This is a genomic window from Flavobacterium sp. (assembly GCF_039916025.1).
Classification (GTDB): Bacteria; Bacteroidota; Bacteroidia; order Flavobacteriales; family Flavobacteriaceae; genus Flavobacterium.
Window position 1 is genome coordinate 1 of record NZ_JBDSMB010000048.1, and the last position, 19,020, is coordinate 19,020.

At 35.1% G+C, this 19,020-nt stretch carries 13 protein-coding genes; 5 read left to right on the top strand and 8 right to left on the bottom strand.

Annotated features, from left to right (window positions below; genetic code table 11):
• The 4 genes from ABIQ27_RS02700 to ABIQ27_RS02715 all read left to right on the top strand — a co-directional run.
• Window positions 1–953, top strand: a 953-nt coding sequence (locus ABIQ27_RS02700) for a type IX secretion system membrane protein PorP/SprF (RefSeq protein ID WP_348031816.1), incomplete at its 5' end; no start/stop codon positions are given.
• A 10-nt stretch (window positions 954–963) separates the two neighbouring features.
• Window positions 964–2,853 (top strand): OmpA family protein, encoded by a 1,890-nt coding sequence (locus ABIQ27_RS02705; protein WP_348031818.1) that lies wholly within the window; start codon window positions 964–966, stop codon window positions 2,851–2,853.
• A 122-nt stretch (window positions 2,854–2,975) separates the two neighbouring features.
• Window positions 2,976–4,592, top strand: a complete 1,617-nt coding sequence (gene pafA, locus ABIQ27_RS02710) for an alkaline phosphatase PafA (protein ID WP_348031819.1) — start codon at window positions 2,976–2,978, stop codon at window positions 4,590–4,592.
• A gap of 149 nt (window positions 4,593–4,741) precedes the next feature.
• A complete protein-coding gene (locus ABIQ27_RS02715; protein WP_348031821.1) occupies window positions 4,742–5,509 on the top strand; it encodes a T9SS type A sorting domain-containing protein in 768 nt (255 codons plus the stop codon).
• 35 nt (window positions 5,510–5,544) lie between these two features.
• Here the strand turns inward: ABIQ27_RS02715 and lysA are convergent, their stop codons facing one another.
• From lysA to ABIQ27_RS02730, 3 genes are read right to left on the bottom strand one after another with little or no spacing between them, the layout of a single operon-like run.
• Window positions 5,545–6,747, bottom strand: a complete 1,203-nt coding sequence (gene lysA / locus ABIQ27_RS02720; protein WP_348031823.1) for a diaminopimelate decarboxylase — start codon at window positions 6,745–6,747, stop codon at window positions 5,545–5,547.
• Entirely contained in the window at window positions 6,747–7,202 is a 456-nt protein-coding gene (locus ABIQ27_RS02725) for a hypothetical protein (protein ID WP_348031825.1), read from the bottom strand. The genes lysA and ABIQ27_RS02725 overlap by 1 nt, the downstream gene beginning before the upstream one ends.
• A gap of 7 nt (window positions 7,203–7,209) precedes the next feature.
• Window positions 7,210–9,615 (bottom strand): thiamine pyrophosphate-dependent enzyme, encoded by a 2,406-nt coding sequence (locus tag ABIQ27_RS02730; protein WP_348031827.1) that lies wholly within the window; start codon window positions 9,613–9,615, stop codon window positions 7,210–7,212.
• A gap of 175 nt (window positions 9,616–9,790) precedes the next feature.
• Here ABIQ27_RS02730 and ABIQ27_RS02735 point away from each other — a divergent pair, with 175 nt between their 5' ends.
• Window positions 9,791–11,527, top strand: coding sequence for a TaqI-like C-terminal specificity domain-containing protein (locus ABIQ27_RS02735; RefSeq protein ID WP_348031829.1), 1,737 nt, complete (start codon window positions 9,791–9,793; stop codon window positions 11,525–11,527).
• Here the strand turns inward: ABIQ27_RS02735 and ABIQ27_RS02740 are convergent.
• The 5 genes from ABIQ27_RS02740 to uvrA form a co-directional block, all read right to left on the bottom strand.
• A complete protein-coding gene (locus ABIQ27_RS02740; protein WP_348031830.1) occupies window positions 11,514–12,251 on the bottom strand; it encodes a hypothetical protein in 738 nt (245 codons plus the stop codon). The two genes, ABIQ27_RS02735 and ABIQ27_RS02740, sit on opposite strands and share 14 nt — an antisense overlap.
• A 2-nt stretch (window positions 12,252–12,253) precedes the next feature.
• Window positions 12,254–12,472 carry a helix-turn-helix transcriptional regulator gene (locus tag ABIQ27_RS02745; protein WP_348031832.1) on the bottom strand — a complete coding sequence of 73 codons (219 nt, stop codon included), beginning with the start codon at window positions 12,470–12,472 and terminating at the stop codon, window positions 12,254–12,256.
• 76 nt (window positions 12,473–12,548) lie between these two features.
• Window positions 12,549–15,377 (bottom strand): aminopeptidase, encoded by a 2,829-nt coding sequence (locus ABIQ27_RS02750; protein ID WP_348031834.1) that lies wholly within the window; start codon window positions 15,375–15,377, stop codon window positions 12,549–12,551.
• A gap of 34 nt (window positions 15,378–15,411) precedes the next feature.
• The gene (locus ABIQ27_RS02755) at window positions 15,412–16,137 is read right to left on the bottom strand and encodes a TIGR00730 family Rossman fold protein (protein WP_348031835.1); all 726 of its coding nucleotides are present in this window, start codon (window positions 16,135–16,137) and stop codon (window positions 15,412–15,414) included.
• A 41-nt stretch (window positions 16,138–16,178) separates the two neighbouring features.
• Complete coding sequence (gene uvrA, locus ABIQ27_RS02760; RefSeq protein ID WP_348031836.1) at window positions 16,179–19,010, bottom strand: excinuclease ABC subunit UvrA; 2,832 nt, start codon at window positions 19,008–19,010, stop codon at window positions 16,179–16,181.
• Between the last annotated feature and the right edge of the window lie 10 nt (window positions 19,011–19,020).

Genomic DNA, 19,020 nt, shown 5'->3' on the forward strand with positions numbered 1-19,020 from the left:
TGAAACATAAAATTATTAAATATCTGTTAGTACTACTTGTTGTTTTTTTAACATCAAAATTAAGTGCGCAACAAGATCCACAGTTTACTCACTATATGTATAATATGAGTGTTATAAATCCTGCCTACGCCACAGATAATGCTGATGTGATAAATTTTGGTGGATTGTATCGCACACAATGGGTTGGAATTGAAGGCGCACCAACAACACAAACCTTCTTTGCCCACAAACCAGTATCCAAAAGAGTAGAAGTAGGTATTTCAGTTGTTCATGATGAAATTGGAGATGTAGTAAAAGAGAACAATATTTTTGCCGACTTTGCGTATGTTTTACCATTAGGCGAAACAACGAAGCTGTCATTTGGATTAAAAGCTGGAGTTACTTTGTTTGATACTAACTTTAACGGATTTGTATTAACAGATCCAACTATTGATCCTGCATTTCAAAATAATATCAGCCAAACGTTTCCTAACATCGGAGTTGGAACTTATTTGTTTGGGTCCAATTATTATCTTGGTTTTTCTGCGCCAAACTTAATGACATCGAGACATCTGGAAACTATTAACGGGCATGCCGGAAGTGGCGTAGAGTCGGTTCACTTTTTTATGACCGGTGGTTATGTATTCACGTTTAACGGAAATGATAACTTCAAACTGAAACCTGCGTTTATGGCAAAAGGTGTTGAAGGCGCACCAGTTTCGTTAGATTTAACAACCAATGTTTTAATCAATAATAAATTTGAAGCCGGAGTTGGTTATCGTATAGGAGATTCCGTTAGCGGTTTAGCCAGTTTTTATATCACGCCAACACTCAGAATAGGTTATTCTTATGATTATACGCTTTCTAATTTGAAAGATTTCAATTCTGGTTCGCATGAAGTTTTTTTACTATTTGATTTAGATTTAGGTAAACTTTCAGGTAAAGGATACGATAAATCACCACGATTCTTTTAAAATGAAAATGATGAAAAAATTATACTACATACTTTTTATTTTTTGCAGTATCACCACTCTTTTTGCCCAAAAAAAAGTCAGTGTTAAACAGGCCAACACTCTGTTTGCAAGTAAGTCTTATGTCAAAGCTGCCGAAGCTTATGAAGAAGTAATCAAGACTAAACAATCCAAACAGGTGTTGCAAAATTTAGGAGATTGTTATTATTACAATTTCCAAATGACAAACGCGGTTCGTGCCTACGGACAACTATTTTTCACCTATAAAGACAGTGTGAAAAAAGACGTGCTTTTCAGATATGCCAATGCCTTGAAAGGAACAAAAGATTTCGATAAAGGCGACGCAATGATGTCGGAGTATTTAGGGTTTGACCAAAATACTCCTAAATTCATGAAGAACATAACCCGAAACACACCAAATAGTTTCAAGTTGGAAATCATGTCAAAAAACAAAACCAATGGTGATTTCGGAATTTCGTTCTATGGCGACAAAGTGACTTTTGCTTCTACAAGAAATGCCCAGGAGAAAGCTTATGGCTGGAACGATAAACCTTATCTGGATTTGTTTTCTGCATCGGTTGACAAAAATGGTCAACTGGTAAGTGTGGAACCATTTCCGGCTATCATCAATACAAAAAAACACGAAAGCTCTGCAACATTCAGCGCCGATGGGAAAACAATGTATTTCAACAGAAGTGGTGAGAAACAGGTTAAAATTGGCGAAGAAAAAGTCGCAATGATTAAAATCTATAAAGCAGAATTTACAGATGGAAAATGGACCAATGTCAAAATGCTGCCTTTTTCAAGTGATACGTATTCTGTGGAGCATCCATTCCTGACTAAAGACGGAAAGAAACTTTACTTTGCCAGCGATATGCCCGGAACTTTAGGTTCAATGGATATTTTCGTTGTTGATGTAAATGAAGACGGAACTTACAGCCAGCCAAGAAATTTAGGCGAAACGATTAATACGATTCAGAGAGAACAGTTTCCTTTTTTAACTGAAGATGGAACGCTATATTTTGCTTCTGACGGACATCAGGGCAATGGGAATTTGGATGTTTTTATGAGTTTAAAGCTTAGCGATACCGAATTTGATAAACCGCTTAATTTAGGGTCGACTATCAATAGCGAAATGGATGATTTCAATTTCATTTTGGATGAGAAAACCGATAAAGGATATTTTGCTTCCAACAGAACAGGCGATGATAATTTATACACTTTCATTCAGGAAGATAATAAATTGCAATATTTGGTTGAAGGTGAAGTTCGGGATATAAAATCAACGGAACTTTTGCCTGGTGCGACAGTAAAATTATACGACGACAAAGGCAATCTTCTGGAAGAAATTTTGGTAGGCAAAGATGGTACTTTTACTTTCAATACCGAGCCAAACAAGAAATACAAAATCATGGCTTTCAAAGATTTTTATATTCCGGCCGAAGCCGAATTCGACACCAGCCAAAAAGGGAAAGTGTATATAGATTTGCAAATGAAAGTCGAGTCTTATTATGATGCAGAAGATATTATCAACAAAAAAGATGACGGAACCGTTCTTATCGATTTAGAAAACATTTATTTTGATTTGGATAAATGGGATATCAAACCACAGGCTGCGCAAGTGCTTGATGTCTTAGTCGGATTATTGAAAAAATATCCATACATGGAAATCCAAGTCGGTTCCCACACAGATACACGGGCTTCAGCAGTTTATAATCTGAGGCTGTCAAACAAACGTGCGGCTTCAGCCTTAGAATACTTAGTACAAAACGGAATTGACAGAAAGAGGCTGCGTTCAATAGGTTACGGCGAAACCAAACCATTGATTATTTGCCCTAGTAATGATTGTACCGAAGCAGAGCACGCCACAAATCGTAGATGTACGTTTATGATTTTGAAATAAGAGTAGTTAGTTGTTGTTAAATATTTGAATTTTTTTTTAGCAAAATGCACACTTTAAACGGTGTGCATTTTTTTGTCGACTATTCATCCCTAATCTGTATTTTTGTGATACAATTACATCTTATGAAAAAAATTCTTCCTTTCGTATTCTTCTTATTTGTTATTTCAAATCTGTCAGCGCAGCAAAGACCAAAATTGGTAGTTGGTATTGTTGTTGACCAAATGAAAATGGAATATTTGTATCGCTTTCAAAGTGATTTTTCCGAGAATGGCTTTAAGCGATTGATGAATGATGGTTTTACGTTTTATAATATGCATTACAATTATATGCCAACTTATACCGCACCTGGGCATGCGTCAATTTATACAGGAACGACACCAGCAATGCACGGAATCGTGAGCAATGAATGGTATAGCAGAAGTTTGGGAAAAGAAAGATATTGCACAGATGATGCTTCGGTACAAACTCTTGGTGATGGCACCAAAGAAGAAGGTGAAATGTCGCCAAAAAATCTGCAGACAACAACAATCACAGATGAGCTTCGTTTGTCAACCAACTTTAAAGGAAAAGTAATTGGCATCAGCATGAAAGACAGAGGCGCAATTCTTCCTGCTGGGCATTTTGCCAATTGGGCATTTTGGTACAGCAAAACAGGCAGCTTTATTTCGAGTACTTTTTATGGAGAAAAATTTCCGGATTGGGCAACCGAATTCAATGCGCAAAAAGGCTATATGAAATATATAAATCAAGGTTGGGATTTATTAAAGCCAGTCGCGACTTATGATGAAAGTTTACCAGATGATAATCCGTATGAAGGCAAATTATACAAAGTCGACAAGCCTATTTTTCCGTATGATTTAAAAGCCATGCTTGAAAAAAATAACCCAAGTATTTTGAGAGCAACACCTTTTGGAAATGATTATGTGGCTGACTTTGCCAAATTAGCTATCGAGAAAGAATCTTTGGGAAAAGACAATGTTACCGATTTTTTAGCTGTTAGTTTTTCTTCTACGGATTATGTCGGACACATTCTTGGACCTCGTTCAATGGAACTACAAGATACCTATTTGCGTTTGGATTTGACAATTGCGGATTTCTTAAACTATCTTGATAAAACAGTCGGAAAAGGAAATTATTTACTTTTCCTGACAGCTGACCATGCCGGTGCAGAGAATGCGCAATTCCTTAAAGCAAATAAATACGATGTAACCAATATCGACAATAAGGAAAGCACCAAAAATTTGAGGAAATTCTCTACTGATACTTTTGGAGCAGATTTGGTTTTGCAGTATGATAGCTTTAATCTGTTTTTCAATAAAGAAATTATCAAAACCAGGGGTTTGGATTTGGTTAAGGTAAAACAGGCTTTTAAAGACTTCTTAATGACGCAAAACTATGTAAAGCGAGTTTATACTGAAGAAGAGATTTTAGCCAATTCGGGAGCCGATTATCATTTGGATTGTATTGCAAAAGGTTATGACGTAACTCAAAACGGGGATATGATTATTCTCGATAAGCCAGGTTATATTGAATACGGACCAACGGGAACTTCGCATGGGACAACTTATAGTTATGATACCAATGTTCCGTTATTGTTTTATGGCTGGAATATAAAACATGGAGAATCTCATGATAAAAAAGTAATTACCGAAATTGCGCCAACACTTTCACAAAAACTGAAAATCACTATTCCGAATGGCTCTGAAAGTCATGTGCTAACAGAGATTTTGGATAAATAAATGTTGTCTTATCCGCAAAAAAGCAAAGCTTAAATCAATAATTGATTAAAAAAGCTTTCGCTAATCGATAATTTTTGAATTTTAACGATGAGTTTTGGTTAGCCCAATAAAGATGGGTACATTAGTTTTGAACTTTAAAACTCGTTAATATGAAAAAAATCTACTTTTTTATGGGTTTGCTTTTCGCAAACTTTACTTTCGCTCAAATTCAAACTGAAGATTTTGAAGCGGACACCTTGCCATTAGGCTGGACTACCAATATGGTTTCGGGTACTTTCGACTGGGCATTTGGTTCCGGAACGATGCCGTCAGGAGCTAGTTTTACTTCAAACGCAGCTATTTATGATGATGACGCTGCAGGTGAAGGAGCATTGGATAACACGGTGGAACTTTTGTCACCAGCAATAAATTTGACTTCATACACTGATCTTAATTTAAGTTTTGAATACGCTATTCAGGATTATATTGGGTCAGGTTATTTCACTGCAGAAGTTTGGGACGGCACAGCATGGGTTGAGATTTTAAACGTTTCAGTCGATACGAGTCCCACTGTATTTACATTAGATGTTACTGCTTATGCCAATCCTGCTTTTCAGGTTAAATTTACTTATGGAGATGATAATGACTGGGGCTGGGGTGCAGGTGTCGACAATTTTAGTATAACCGGAACTTTGGGTATCAACAGTTTTAATCAATCCAGAATTACAGTTTCACCAAACCCAACTGCTGATTTTATCAATATCAATACTACGGATGTTTTAACAAACATGAGAATTGTTGATATAAGCGGTAAAATAGTTCAGAATATTCAAAATGGAACTTCCAGAGTAGATATTTCAAATCTGTCTGCAGGTACGTACTTTTTACAATATGACACCGAAGGGAATCATTATTTAAACAGAATCGTTAGAAAATAAATTGAACAAAAAAGACTGCGAAAGCAGTCTTTTTTTTATACCTCAATCATAATCTGATTTTGCAATAAATCATCAAACGTTTCGCGTTCTCTAATCAAATGACCTTTGCCGTTTTTCCATAAAACTTCGGCTGGTTTAAAGCGCGAATTATAATTAGATGCCATCGAGAAACAATAGGCTCCTGCATTTTTAAAACAAAGAACATCACCTTCGTGAATTTCGGCAATTCGGCGGTTATTGGCAAACGTATCCGTTTCGCAGATGTAACCTACAACAGTATAAAAACGCTCTTTTCCTTTTGGATGTGAAATGTTTTCAATGCTATGTTGTGAACCATAAAACATTGGGCGTATTAAATGATTAAACCCACTGTCAATTCCGGCAAAAACTGTTGATGTGGTTTGTTTGACCACATTCACTTTTGCTAAAAAATAACCAGCTTCGCTTACAAGAAATTTTCCGGGTTCAAAAGCCAATGTCAATTCGCGGCCGTATTCTTTCTCGAAAGCCAAAAAACGTTTGGTCAACTTTTTGCCCAATTCTTCAACATTCGTTTCGATATCGTCTTTTTTATAAGGCACTTTAAATCCGGAACCAAAATCAAGGAATTCTAAATCTTTGAATTGCTTCGCGGTATCGAATAGAATTTCAGAAGCATACAGGAACACTTCAATATCCAAAATATCAGAACCTGTGTGCATGTGGATTCCGTTGATATTCATTTTAGTATTTTCAACAATACGCAACACATGTGGAATTTGATAAATAGAAATCCCAAATTTGCTGTCGATATGACCTACGGAAATGTTCTCGTTTCCACCAGCCATAACATGCGGATTGATACGGATGCAAACCGGAATTTTTGGATACTTAGCACCAAAATGCTCTAGAATAGAAAGGTTGTCAATGTTGATTTGAACACCCATTTTGGCAACTTCTTCAATCTCTTCAAAGGAAACGCCGTTTGGAGTAAAAATAATCCTGTCAGGAGTAAAACCAGCATGCAAACCCAATTGTACTTCCTGAATAGAAACAGTATCTAAACCCGAACCCAAATTCTTCAGCAGCTTCAGGATAGAAATATTAGACAAGGCTTTCATCGCATAATTAATACGAAGCTTTTCAACTTTGAAAGCATTGGTCAAACGGTTGTACTGAAAGGCAATTTTATCAGCATCATAAACATATAACGGATTCCCGAATTGTTCTGCTAAGTCAAGTAATTCTTTGGGTTGCATTAATATTTAATGTTAAATGTTCCTTCGGTAATGGCTAAATCTGGGTATCCGCCCATTACTCCCGAAAAAGCCCCAATTAGCTTATTATCATTTCCATTGGAAGTAATAGTATATAAAAAATCATCTGTAGGAAGATAACCAATATCGCCTTCTTTTACATAAGTGAAATTGTAAATATGGTCCATATCTCCTTTTATAAAAGAAAAGCTAACACCATCATTGTAAGCACCTAGATTGGCGTAAATGTCCACACCAATATATTCATCAGGCGTGCCTTGCAAATAGGTTTCTTCATGAAAATTAATTGATTTAAATGTTTTCAGATAACCATCTACTTTAAAGGATATTGTTCCTGTTGCTTTATCATAATCCGATTTTCCACCGCCATCACTTGAACAGGAGTTTATAGAAAAGGCTGCTATTATCAAAATTAGAAGTAAAAATATTCTTTTCATAACTTTTTTAGTATAAGTTAGGGAATTGGTTTGGTTTTGCTTCGTGCATAATCGCATACACTTTCTCGAAAACATCTTCTGCAGATGGTTTTGAGAAATAATCGCCATCAGTTCCATAAGCCGGACGATGCGCTTTAGAAGTCAGGGTTTGCGGTTGGCTATCCAAATATTGATATGCATTTTGCTCGTCGATGATTTGTTGCAAAATATAGGCAGACGCTCCACCGGGAACATCTTCGTCAATTACCAGCAAACGATTTGTTTTCATAACCGATTTCACACAGTCTTTATTGATGTCAAATGGCAACAACGATTGCGCATCAATAATTTCTACATCAATACCAACTTCCAATAATTCCTTAGCAGCCTGCTCGATAATTCTAAGTGTTGAACCATAAGAAACAATAGTCAGATCGGTTCCTGTTTTGATGGTTTCAACAACTCCAATCGGAGTTTTGAATTCACCCAAATTGGTTGGCATTTTTTCTTTTAAACGGTAACCATTCAGACACTCAATAACTAAAGCCGGTTCATCAGTTTCTAACAAAGTATTGTAAAAGCCTGCCGCTTTCGTCATGTTTCTCGGCACCAAAACATGGATTCCACGAATTGCATTGATAATCATTCCCATTGGTGAACCCGAATGCCAGATTCCTTCCAAACGGTGTCCACGGGTTCTGATAATCAACGGCGCTTTTTGTCTGCCTTGTGTCCTGTATTGTAAAGTTGCCAAATCATCACTCATGATTTGAATGGCATATAACAAATAATCTAAATATTGTATTTCGGCAATTGGTCGTAAACCACGCATTGCCATTCCGATTCCCTGTCCGAGAATGGTAGCTTCACGAATTCCAACATCAGCAACACGAAGTTCTCCGTATTTCTCCTGCATTCCTTCCAGACCTTGGTTCACATCACCAATGTTTCCGGCATCTTCTCCAAAAACCAAAGCTTCAGGATATTTATTGAATATTGCGTCAAAGTTGTCACGCAAGACCAAACGTGCATCTACTTCTTCGGCAGTGTCATCGTAATTGGCCGGTACTTCAGTAGCATTCAGTACATTTTTATCAGATTGCGAAAATAAATGTGAACTGAATTTTGGCTGAATTTGGTTAATGTAATTTGTTATCCAGTTTGCCAATTCTTGTCTTCCATTTTCGTTGACAATCAATCGTAAAACTTTACGGGCAACCGTTAAAATTTCTTTACGGATCGGCTCTTTTATGGATGCTAAATCTGAAGCTTCTTTTTCGATAAAAACTTTGTTAGCGCTTGAGCCGGCTATTGAATTCAATAAAGAAACTAATTCCTGTTGTTCTTCTTTCATCGGAGAAACAAACGCTGCCCAAGCCGCTTTTTTGCCTTCCAAAACGTCTTTTTTAGAAGAGGTTTCAATCTCTTCTAATTCTTCAGCTGTAGCCAAATCATTTTGAAGTAACCACGTTCTCATTTGAGCCACGCAATCAAACTCAGTTTCCCAAGCCAATCGTTCAGCATTTTTATAACGCTCGTGTGAACCCGAAGTTGAATGTCCTTGTGGTTGTGTTAACTGATATACGTGAATTAGAACCGGAACATGCTCTTCACGGGCAATTTCAGCAGCTTTTTCATAGGTAGAAACCAATGAAGGATAATCCCAGCCTTTAACGGTTAAGATTTCGTAGCCATTTGCATTTTCATCACGCTGAAAACCTTTCATGATTTCAGAAATACTTTCTTTTGTTGTCTGATGTCTGGCGTGAACTGAGATTCCGTATTCGTCATCCCAAACGCTTATTACCATTGGAACTTGCAGCACTCCGGCAGCATTCAGAGTTTCAAAAAATAACCCTTCTGATGTCGAAGCATTACCAATTGTTCCCCAGGCAACTTCATTTCCTTGATTCGAGAAATTGGTGAAATCTTCCAATCCGCGAACGTTTCTATATATTTTTGATGCTTGTGCCAATCCTAACAATCTCGGCATTTGCCCAGCAGTTGGAGAAATATCAGCACTTGAATTTTTTTGTTGTGTCAGGTTTTTCCAATTTCCATTTTCATCGATAGAATGCGTTGTAAAATGTCCGCCCATTTGTCTACCAGCACTCATTGGATCGTGTGCCAAGTCAGAATGCCCATATAAACCGGCAAAGAATTGCTGAATGGATAATTCGCCAATCGCCATCATGAATGTCTGGTCGCGATAATAACCCGAACGAAAATCACCATTTTGAAATGCCTTAGCCATGGCTAATTGTGGCACTTCTTTTCCGTCACCAAAAATTCCGAATTTTGCTTTTCCGGTTAGTACTTCCTTTCGTCCCAACAGACTACATTCTCTACTTATTGTGGCAATTTTGTAATCATTTAAAACTTCTTGCTTGAAATCTTCAAATGTAATTTCGGTTTTGGATGTAGCTTCAGACATAGTGGAAAATTATTTCTTTACGCAACAAATTTAAAGTAAAAAGAGGAAATAATATATTTTTACTTCGATTTAAAATATTATTTTGATTTTTTTGTTAAAAGATAATTCAAATAAAAATGTTGACTATAAGTATCATTTATTTTTGTATATTTGTCAATATAATTAAAACTTTCTAATGTTAGTTAAACAACCTAAAAACATCTCACAAATTTCGTTTTTCCTTGAAAAGGTTGTTTTTGGGCAAAATGGATATGAAAAAAGTTTAAATACAACTGACAGAAAGAAGAACGGGGTTTTTTTAACTAATTCTTTACATACAGTTGAAGATTTATTAAATGTGGTAATTATTGATTCCGAAATTTTAAGTAAAAGAATTCTTGAACCATCCTGTGGTCAGGGAATTTTTATTTTGAAATTATTATCCGATGTTTATTTAAAATACCCAGATAGTTTATTGATTTCAAGTTTCATTTCAAATAATATTTACTTTGTTGATGTTCAAGAAGAAATGATTGAAAAGACTAAAAATAATATTAAAAATCTATTTACTTTTTTGTTTGATGAAGATTTTGAAGGCTCATTTAATGATATAACTTGGGATTTTACGGATAAAATTTCTACTCGAATATCTTTGTTTGATGAAATAAGAACAACTCCATTTTCCGACTTGTATAATTCATTTGATTATGTGATTGGTAATCCGCCTTATGTTACTTTATATGGACGTAGAGATAAGAAAGAAAATGAGCAGCAAAGGATTAATTATCTGAATAACTACCAACAGTTTCCAAGCTCTGTAAAAAATGGGAAACTAAATCTTGTAATGTTATTTATTGAGCATTCTCTTGATTTTTTAAAAGTAGATGGAAAGTTGAGTTTCATTATTGATGTTTCTTTTTTTGAAACTGCATATGAATTTACAAGAAAGTATTTGTTAGACAATACAACTATTGATGAACTACAAGTCAATATTAAAGATTTTGAGGTTGCAAGTGGCCAAGTCATTATTAAACTATCAAAATCTAAAAAAACAAATAATAAAGTACAAATAATTGACCATAAAACGCAGCATAATTATTTGGTTGATCAATCAAGTTGGGATAATAAAAGGGATGAGTATAAATTTAGATACAATGGATGTTTTGTTTTTAAACAAATATTAGATAAAGTTGAAGCAAAAAAAGATAAAACTATACTTGAACTATATCCCAATAAAAATTTGCGGACTTGTGTAATGCTTCTTGATATGGAAGACAAATTTACTTTTGTTGAAAAAGAAAGTAGAGATGAGAAATTACTTTATCCTTACTATCAGGGTTCAAAAGCACTTTCTGAGAAATATTGCAAACTGAATTATAAGAAATACTTTTTTTATGATAAACCATTACAGGATTCAATTAATGATGAGCTGAAAATCGAACTTATAAAACAAGGTATTAAGAATAAAAAAAGATTAGGATTAGGAGAACCTATTATCTATGATAATCCAAAACTATTCGTTAGACAATCAGCTAAAGAAATAATCACAACCATTGATTTAAGTAAAAGCGCTGCAAATAATAGTCTGTATGTTTTTTCATTAAGAGATAATTCACAAAAATCTATAGAGTTTTTGTATTTTTTATGCGGCTTCTTAAATAGCGATTTTGTCACTTATTATGCTCAGCAAATGAATATAATAAGATTTTCACAGGGTAAGCAGCCACAAATTAAAATTGGAGATTTAGGGACAATTTACATTCCGAATGATGTTAAATTACAAGATGAAATTTCTGTTTTATGCAGAGAGATTTACAATGATTTAGATTCAAAGGAAGTGATTAGTTCAAAAATAAACAGTTTAATTTATACTTATTACAACTTGACTAATGCTGAAATTGATAACATTCAGGAAAGTATTATAGTTTTTTGATTTTATCTTCCTGTATCTTGTTTAGTTTTTTTAATAGCTCTATTGTAATTTCTTTTTGTTTAGCCGTTTCTTTTTTTAATATTCCAGTCTTGAAATTTTCTAATTCTTGAGCAGCTTTTTTTAATTTTCTTTGATTAGACTCAATTTTTTTTTGCAATAAAAAAGATAAAAAATCCTCTCTGGTTCTATATTCAGTTTCAGCAAATCCGTCAACTTGCATTTGATTTGCGGGAGTTATTCTCATGCTTGAACTTATATTTTTAAGAAGATATGATTTCACAAAAAGATCATTTTTTTGAACAAATTCAAGTCCATTCTCTGCGCCTTTATAATATATTATGATATATGCTAAATAGAAAAATCCGCTTTGCATTAATGTGATAACTTTATCAGGTGTCCCACTGTCAGGATTTGTGGCTTCATTGTCAATATTAAGAGCTTTGAAATCTATCCAAATTAACTCACGGTGTCCATTCAATTCAAAAACAGTTTGTACGTCAAAAGGGTTTTTAGTTTTTCCCTCAGGAGAAGCTATAGATTCACGAAAATATTTGTGATTTTGAGTAGACTCAACAAATTTATTTTCAAGAAATTTGCTAATCCCATCTCCGACACGTTCTCCTTTTTTTACGGCAATTTTAAGGTTTGGATTTTCTTTAATAATATTTTCAATGAGTTGGTCCAATTGAGATATAATAAGCGCCTCGTATTTTTCAATTTCCATAATTATTTGAATAAATCTGATTTAAAGAATTCACAAACAGACATATCAAAGGCTTTAGCTATTTTTTCAATATTTTCTACAGAAACATTCCTTTTTCCTTGTTCAATACTGGCAATATATGTTCTGTCAAGTTCGCAAACAAATGAAAACTTTTCCTGACTAAGGCCCCTTTTATTTCTAAGTTCTTTTAGCCGTAACCCTATTTTTTCTCGTATGTCCATTGTTGTAAAGATGTAGAATTGTTGTATATAATACAACGGACTATAAGTATAGTTGTTTCAGGAAAGCAATAAAAATTTAAAACCATTTTCTGGTAAAAAGATTGATAAGAGTTTCAGGTCGGAATGTTACAATAAAACGAATCTTTTCACCATAATTTTTGTCTCCAATTTCCCAACCATTATTAGAATAAACAGGAAAAAACAACTCGAAATAATCGGTAACTAAGTTCAACCGAATTCCACTATCATTTACAAATTTTGGGTTAACATCTTTATTTTTGATGAAACCAATATCACTATAACCTTCTACCCAACTCCAAATAGTGTAGCTTGCATTAACTGTTGTCATCCACCGATTTGCTGTTCGGGTTTCCAGTTTTGACTTAAAAAAACCATCGGCAACAATCGATTGCTGACTAAATAATCCAGTGGTTTCTGAACGGCCTAAATATTCGCTTTCAAAAAGATAATCTGACGGTCTGTCCAGACCAAAATCAAAATAGTTAGAAGTTGTTTTATTGTGTAAAAAAGTACCGGCAAACAGTCGAAGATTGAGCGAACGGTTGTTGTCAAACAATTTTCGGTATTGTACTTCAGCAGCTAATTTTCCAAAAACATTTGAATATTGGAAATCACCTAAAAACGAAAAATGATTGGTTACCTCGGTTTTAGTATTGATATATTTTGCGTTAAAAATTTGATAATTTTCGCTGTTTTCGGTAACTGTAAAGGCGGATTTTTGTTTGTCTACAATGATTTCTTTAATAATAATTAATTGCTTTCTGTTATCCCTAAAATTATCGGGCCTGAAATTCAAAAAAACGGTCGGTGCTAATTTCTTATAATAGGCGTCAGGTGCATAATGCAAATAACTTCCGCTAAGCATATACTTAATGTGATTCAAATTACTGTCGCGATTGAATTGGTTTACATACACAAACCCTTTTCCCGAAAAACTCTTGGTTTTGGTTGAAATCGTTGGATTAAGATCGAAAATGAATGATTTATCTAAAATGGTTTTGTTATGAAAACGAAAACCAGGCAGTAAACCATCATATAAATTGTATTCTAAGGTTGGAACATATAAAATTTGGTTGTAATATGGATCTTCCAAATCCTTCATAAAATTGAATTTTATCGGGCGATTATTGAGATGGAATCCATGTAAAGAACGCCAGTTGTTTCTCAGATTATATTCGGGAACTTCATTTTTGTAATTGATAACGATTTTCTCTGCATCTTTTCTCGGAATAGTATAAATGCTATCGGAAGCAACATTATCTAACCATTTTTTAAAGACTATATTTTTATCTTTTATTCCATACACTGAAATCGGGACATTTGTTTCGGTTTTGTTCTTTAACGAAAAGCTAATGCTGTCTTTGGTTCGGGTAACTTTGTCGAATTTAAAATCTATAATGTCACGTGAATCGATGATTTTGTCAAAAAACCAATCGATTTTTTTAGGAGAATTGGCAGCTAAAATGCTGTCAAAATCCTTTCGGTTTGTTTGTTGCTTTTCATTCAAAACAAGAAATTGCTGAATACTATTTGGAACAATATCATTTTCCAGATAACTGTCCAAATATCTCAAACTCAATCCTGCTCTGTATTTGGAAGCAATTTTTTCGTTGAATTTGATTAAAGTATTTTTTGGATTGCTCAATGGCTGGTCTAAGTTTTTTCTGGCCATTAGCATATACAAATAACTGTATTGACCATTAAAATCTAATGAAACTAAGTTATAGCCTTTTAGCAGTTTCAGCTTGGCAACACTTCCCATCATCTTGCTGTCAGGATGATTTTCTTCTATATATTTCATCATAATATACACCTGAATTCCATCATAAATCCAGTTGTCTTTTCGTGGGTCAAGCTGTAAGGTGCTGTGCAGATAATTGTTCGTATAAGTTTTTAAAAACTTGATTTCATATAAAAATTCATCTGGAAACGGACTGATAAAAAATGGTAATTGATTCAGTCCATAGAATGGATTTTTATCATAATCGGCTTGGGCTACCGTTACTTTTGATTGTGGAAATTTCCCCAGATTTGCTGAAACATAATTCACAATCCTATCAATGACAATCGCTCTTTGAATGTCGTTCAGCCGAGTGTCTTTTAAATTCGAAACTATTTCAACATCACCGTTTTTATAGACTTCAAAATCTTTTTTACTATCAACAAACAGATTGAAATCCAAGCGATTTTTTGCTGTAAAATGATAATTGTTAAAACCGTTTACAGTTTCTTTTTGTGCTTCATTCAAATCAGAAAACAAGTCAAAATTTTGTGGAATTCTGACATCAATATCATAGTCAGAAAGCGCGTTGGCACAATCGTCTAAATTTAAATTGTCATATTTGGCAAAGGCTCTGTTTTCGTATCGCGCCGGAATAAGAAAGCAGTTTTTGAGATACATTTTACCATTTTCAGCATAACCATATTTAGTGAATTTATCACTTGGAATTTTTACGGTATAAGTCAGTGTAAATGTTGCTTTTTGATTGGGCAGCAACTTATCTTTAAGCCGAATTTGAATAACATCGGGATAGTTCTTATCTCTTTCCCAAGTCATCAAAGTTTTGCTTTCATCAATGATATTAATGTTGCTCGTTCTGCCTCTTTCTTTTTCTTTTGCCAAATGAAAACTTCTTTCAAATTCATCGGAAAACCTTGCGGCTAAAGGCGTGTTCTTTGAAGTATAGCCATTCATCCAATCGTTTAAAACGATATTGGTCAGCGTGTCATTCGTTTGGTTGTAATAAGTCAATTCCTCATTAACGGTCAATTCTTTTTTTTCATTGTCAATTTCCACAATCATTTTGGAATGATGTTGTGCCAATAATTTTATCGGAAATGATAAAAGTAAACCAAGAAAAAATATTTTAAAAATTGATTTCAATGAAGGTTAATTACAAGATTTAGGAAAACATACGTTAGAAGTTTGGACTCAAATTGTACTTTTTATAGAAATTATCCAGTGCTTCAACTACTTCGTCTTCGGTGTCAACGATTTTGATTAAGCTCAAATCGTCGGCATTGGCGTTGCCTTCTTTTGCAATCATTACCGTTTTTATCCATTCAAATAGTCCTGCCCAGAATTCTGAACCAACAAGTATGATTGGGAATTTTCCAATTTTCTTGGTTTGGATAAGTGTTACGGCTTCAAACAATTCGTCTAAAGTTCCGAATCCGCCAGGCATAACTACGAATCCCTGTGAATACTTAACAAACATTACTTTACGCACAAAGAAATAATCAAAGTTTAGGTTTTTATCTTTATCGATATACGGATTGTAATGTTGTTCAAAAGGTAATTCGATGTTTAAACCAACAGACGTTCCTTCGCCATTATGCGCACCTTTATTTCCGGCTTCCATAATTCCGGGACCACCGCCAGTGATAACGCCATAACCGGCTTTACTGATTTTATAAGCAATCTTTTCGGCTAATAAGTAATATTTCGTATCAGGTTTTGTTCGTGCTGAACCAAAAATAGAAACGCAAGGACCAATTCGCGCCATGCTCTCGTAACCATTTACAAACTCGGACATGATTTTAAAAATCGCCCAGGAGTCGTTGGTTCTAACTTCGTTCCAGGTTTTTTGTTTTAATTTTTCCTGAATTCTATCATCTTCATTTAGAAATTCTTCTTTCTTCATTTTATATATTGATTGTAATTTTTAATGTTTAAGCAAACGCGCTAAAGTAATTCTTTTTTCAAAAACGGCGCGGTATAACTTTTCTTGTTTTTTGCAATTTCTTCCGGCGTTCCTTTGGCAACGATTTCGCCACCCGCTTTTCCGCCTTCGGGACCAATGTCAATAATATAATCCGCTAATTTAATTACGTCCATATTGTGTTCAATAATTAAAACAGAATTGCCTTTGTCAACCAGTTTATTGATTACATCCATCAGCACACGAATATCTTCAAAATGCAAACCAGTTGTGGGTTCATCCATGATATAGAATGTATTCCCGGTATCTTTTTTGGATAATTCAGTCGCCAGTTTGATACGCTGCGCTTCACCGCCCGAAAGCGTGGTGCTTTGTTGTCCCAAAGTGATATAACCCAAACCAACGTCTTGTATGGTTTTGACTTTGCGATATATTTTCGGAATGTTTTCAAAAAACGGCACCGCTTCATCAACCGTCATATTCAACACATCCGAAATGGATTTTCCTTTGTAACGAATTTCCAAAGTTTCTCTGTTGAAACGCTTGCCCTGACAGGTTTCGCATTCAACATACACATCCGGAAGGAAACTCATTTCGATTGTTCTAACTCCAGAACCTTCACAGGTTTCACATCTTCCACCGGAAACATTAAAGCTAAAACGACCTGCTTTATAACCGCGAATCATCGCTTCGGGCGTCATAGTATACAAACTTCTAATTTCAGAAAACACTTCAGTATAAGTCGCTGGATTACTTCTTGGCGTTCTTCCAATCGGACTTTGGTCGATGTCGATTACTTTGTCGATATGTTCTAAGCCTTCAATTTTTTTATACGGCTGTGGCTTTTTGACGCCATTAAAATAATAGGCGTTCAGAATCGGATATAGCGTTTCATTTATCAAAGTCGATTTTCCGCTTCCCGAAACTCCGGTCACGCAAATCAGTTTTCCTAATGGTAATTCAATGGAAACATTTTTCAGATTATTTCCATTCGCGCCAGTCAGTTTCATGAATTTTCCATTGCCTTCGCGTCGTTTCTTTGGCACCTCAATTTTCATTTCACCATTCAGATACATTGCCGTCATCGTGTGTTCTTTCAGCAACTCTTTTGGAGTTCCTTTGCTGATGATTTCGCCACCAAATTTTCCTGCTTTTGGTCCAATATCAATCACATAATCAGCACGTTCAATCATGTCTTTATCGTGCTCGACAACCAAAACAGAATTTCCAATGTCGCGCAATTGTTCCAAAGAATGAATCAGTTTTTCGTTGTCTCTTTGGTGCAAACCAATACTTGGTTCATCCAAAATATATAAAACGCCAACCAATTGCGAACCAATTTGAGTTGCTAAGCGAATACGTTGTGCTTCGCCACCCGAAAGTGATTTGGAACTGCGGTTTATCGATAAATAATTCAGTCCAACATTCACCAAAAAGCGCAAACGGTCTTTGATTTCCTTGACGATTTCCGTTGCAATTATTTTTTGTTTTTCATTCAGATGTTTATCCAAATCATCAAACCAGCCTGATAATTCAGAAATATCCATTGTAGACAAATCAAAAATATTTTTCTCGTAAATTCGGAAATACATCGCTTCTTTTTTCAAACGCGAACCTTGACATTCGGGACAAGTTACTTCGTCCATGAATTCTTTTGCCCAACGTTTTATGGATGTTGACTGACTTTCGTCGAATTGGTTTTTGATGAAATGCGATATTCCTTCAAACTCTATTTTGTATTCTTTGGTAATGCCCAATGTTTTTGATTCGACAGAGAATTTTTCTTTTCCGCCAAGCAAAATAACTTCCATTGCTTCGTCCGAAATTTTCTCAATTGGATCAGTTAACGAGAATCCGAATTTTTCGCCAATGATTTCCAATTGCTTGAACATCCAGGAATTTTTGTATTCACCAAGCGGAGCAAAACCACCATTTTTGATAGACAATTTTGGGTTTGGAATTATCTTTTTCAGATTGATTTCGTGTACAGTTCCTAATCCTTTACAGACTTCACAGGCGCCTTTTGGTGAATTGAACGAAAATAAATTCGGTTCCGGATTCTGATAAGAAATCCCCGAAGTTGGGCACATTAAATTCCGGCTGAAATAGCGAACTTCATTAGTATCCTGATCCAAAATCATCAATACATTTTCGCCGTGATACATCGCGGTTTTGATGCTTTCGGTCAAGCGTTTTTCATTCTCTTCGCTGTTCTCAATTACCATTCTGTCGATGACAATTTCGATATCATGGGTTTTATAACGGTCGAGTTTCATTCCCGGAAGTAAATCCTGAACTTCGCCATTGACACGGACTTTTACAAATCCCTGTTTAGTAATTTGCTGGAATAATTCGGCATAATGACCTTTTCGTGCGCGAATAACTGGCGCCAGGATATTAATACGTTTCCCGGTAAAATTTTTGATAATCAATTCCTTGATTTGGTCATCTGAATACGAAACCATTTTTTCACCAGTGACATAACTGTAAGCTTCACCAGCACGGGCATAAAGCAAACGCAGGAAATCATAAATTTCGGTAATCGTTCCTACGGTTGAACGCGGACTTTTACTTGTAGTTTTTTGTTCGATGGCAATTACTGGTGAAAGCCCGTCAATTTTATCAACATCAGGACGTTCCAATCCGCCAAGGAATTGACGTGCATAAGCCGAGAATGTTTCGATATAACGACGCTGACCTTCGGCATAAATCGTATCGAATGCTAAAGACGATTTTCCCGAACCCGAAAGTCCGGTAATAACCACCAGTTTTTCTCTGGGAATCGTGATGTCTATATTCTTCAGATTGTGCACACGGGCACCAAGAACTTCAATCGTATTTTCAGTATCTAGCATAGCAATTTGG

Coding starts and splice junctions, on each gene's coding strand:
- lysA (WP_348031823.1), bottom strand. CDS start 6,747: ATGCAACCCAAAGAATTACTTGACTTAGCAGAACAATTCGGGAATCCG.
- ABIQ27_RS02735 (WP_348031829.1), top strand. CDS start 9,791: ATGTTAGTTAAACAACCTAAAAACATCTCACAAATTTCGTTTTTCCTT.
- ABIQ27_RS02725 (WP_348031825.1), bottom strand. CDS start 7,202: ATGAAAAGAATATTTTTACTTCTAATTTTGATAATAGCAGCCTTTTCT.
- ABIQ27_RS02705 (WP_348031818.1), top strand. CDS start 964: ATGAAAAAATTATACTACATACTTTTTATTTTTTGCAGTATCACCACT.
- ABIQ27_RS02745 (WP_348031832.1), bottom strand. CDS start 12,472: ATGGACATACGAGAAAAAATAGGGTTACGGCTAAAAGAACTTAGAAAT.
- ABIQ27_RS02715 (WP_348031821.1), top strand. CDS start 4,742: ATGAAAAAAATCTACTTTTTTATGGGTTTGCTTTTCGCAAACTTTACT.
- ABIQ27_RS02740 (WP_348031830.1), bottom strand. CDS start 12,251: ATGGAAATTGAAAAATACGAGGCGCTTATTATATCTCAATTGGACCAA.
- ABIQ27_RS02730 (WP_348031827.1), bottom strand. CDS start 9,615: ATGTCTGAAGCTACATCCAAAACCGAAATTACATTTGAAGATTTCAAG.
- ABIQ27_RS02755 (WP_348031835.1), bottom strand. CDS start 16,137: ATGAAGAAAGAAGAATTTCTAAATGAAGATGATAGAATTCAGGAAAAA.
- uvrA (WP_348031836.1), bottom strand. CDS start 19,010: ATGCTAGATACTGAAAATACGATTGAAGTTCTTGGTGCCCGTGTGCAC.
- pafA (WP_348031819.1), top strand. CDS start 2,976: ATGAAAAAAATTCTTCCTTTCGTATTCTTCTTATTTGTTATTTCAAAT.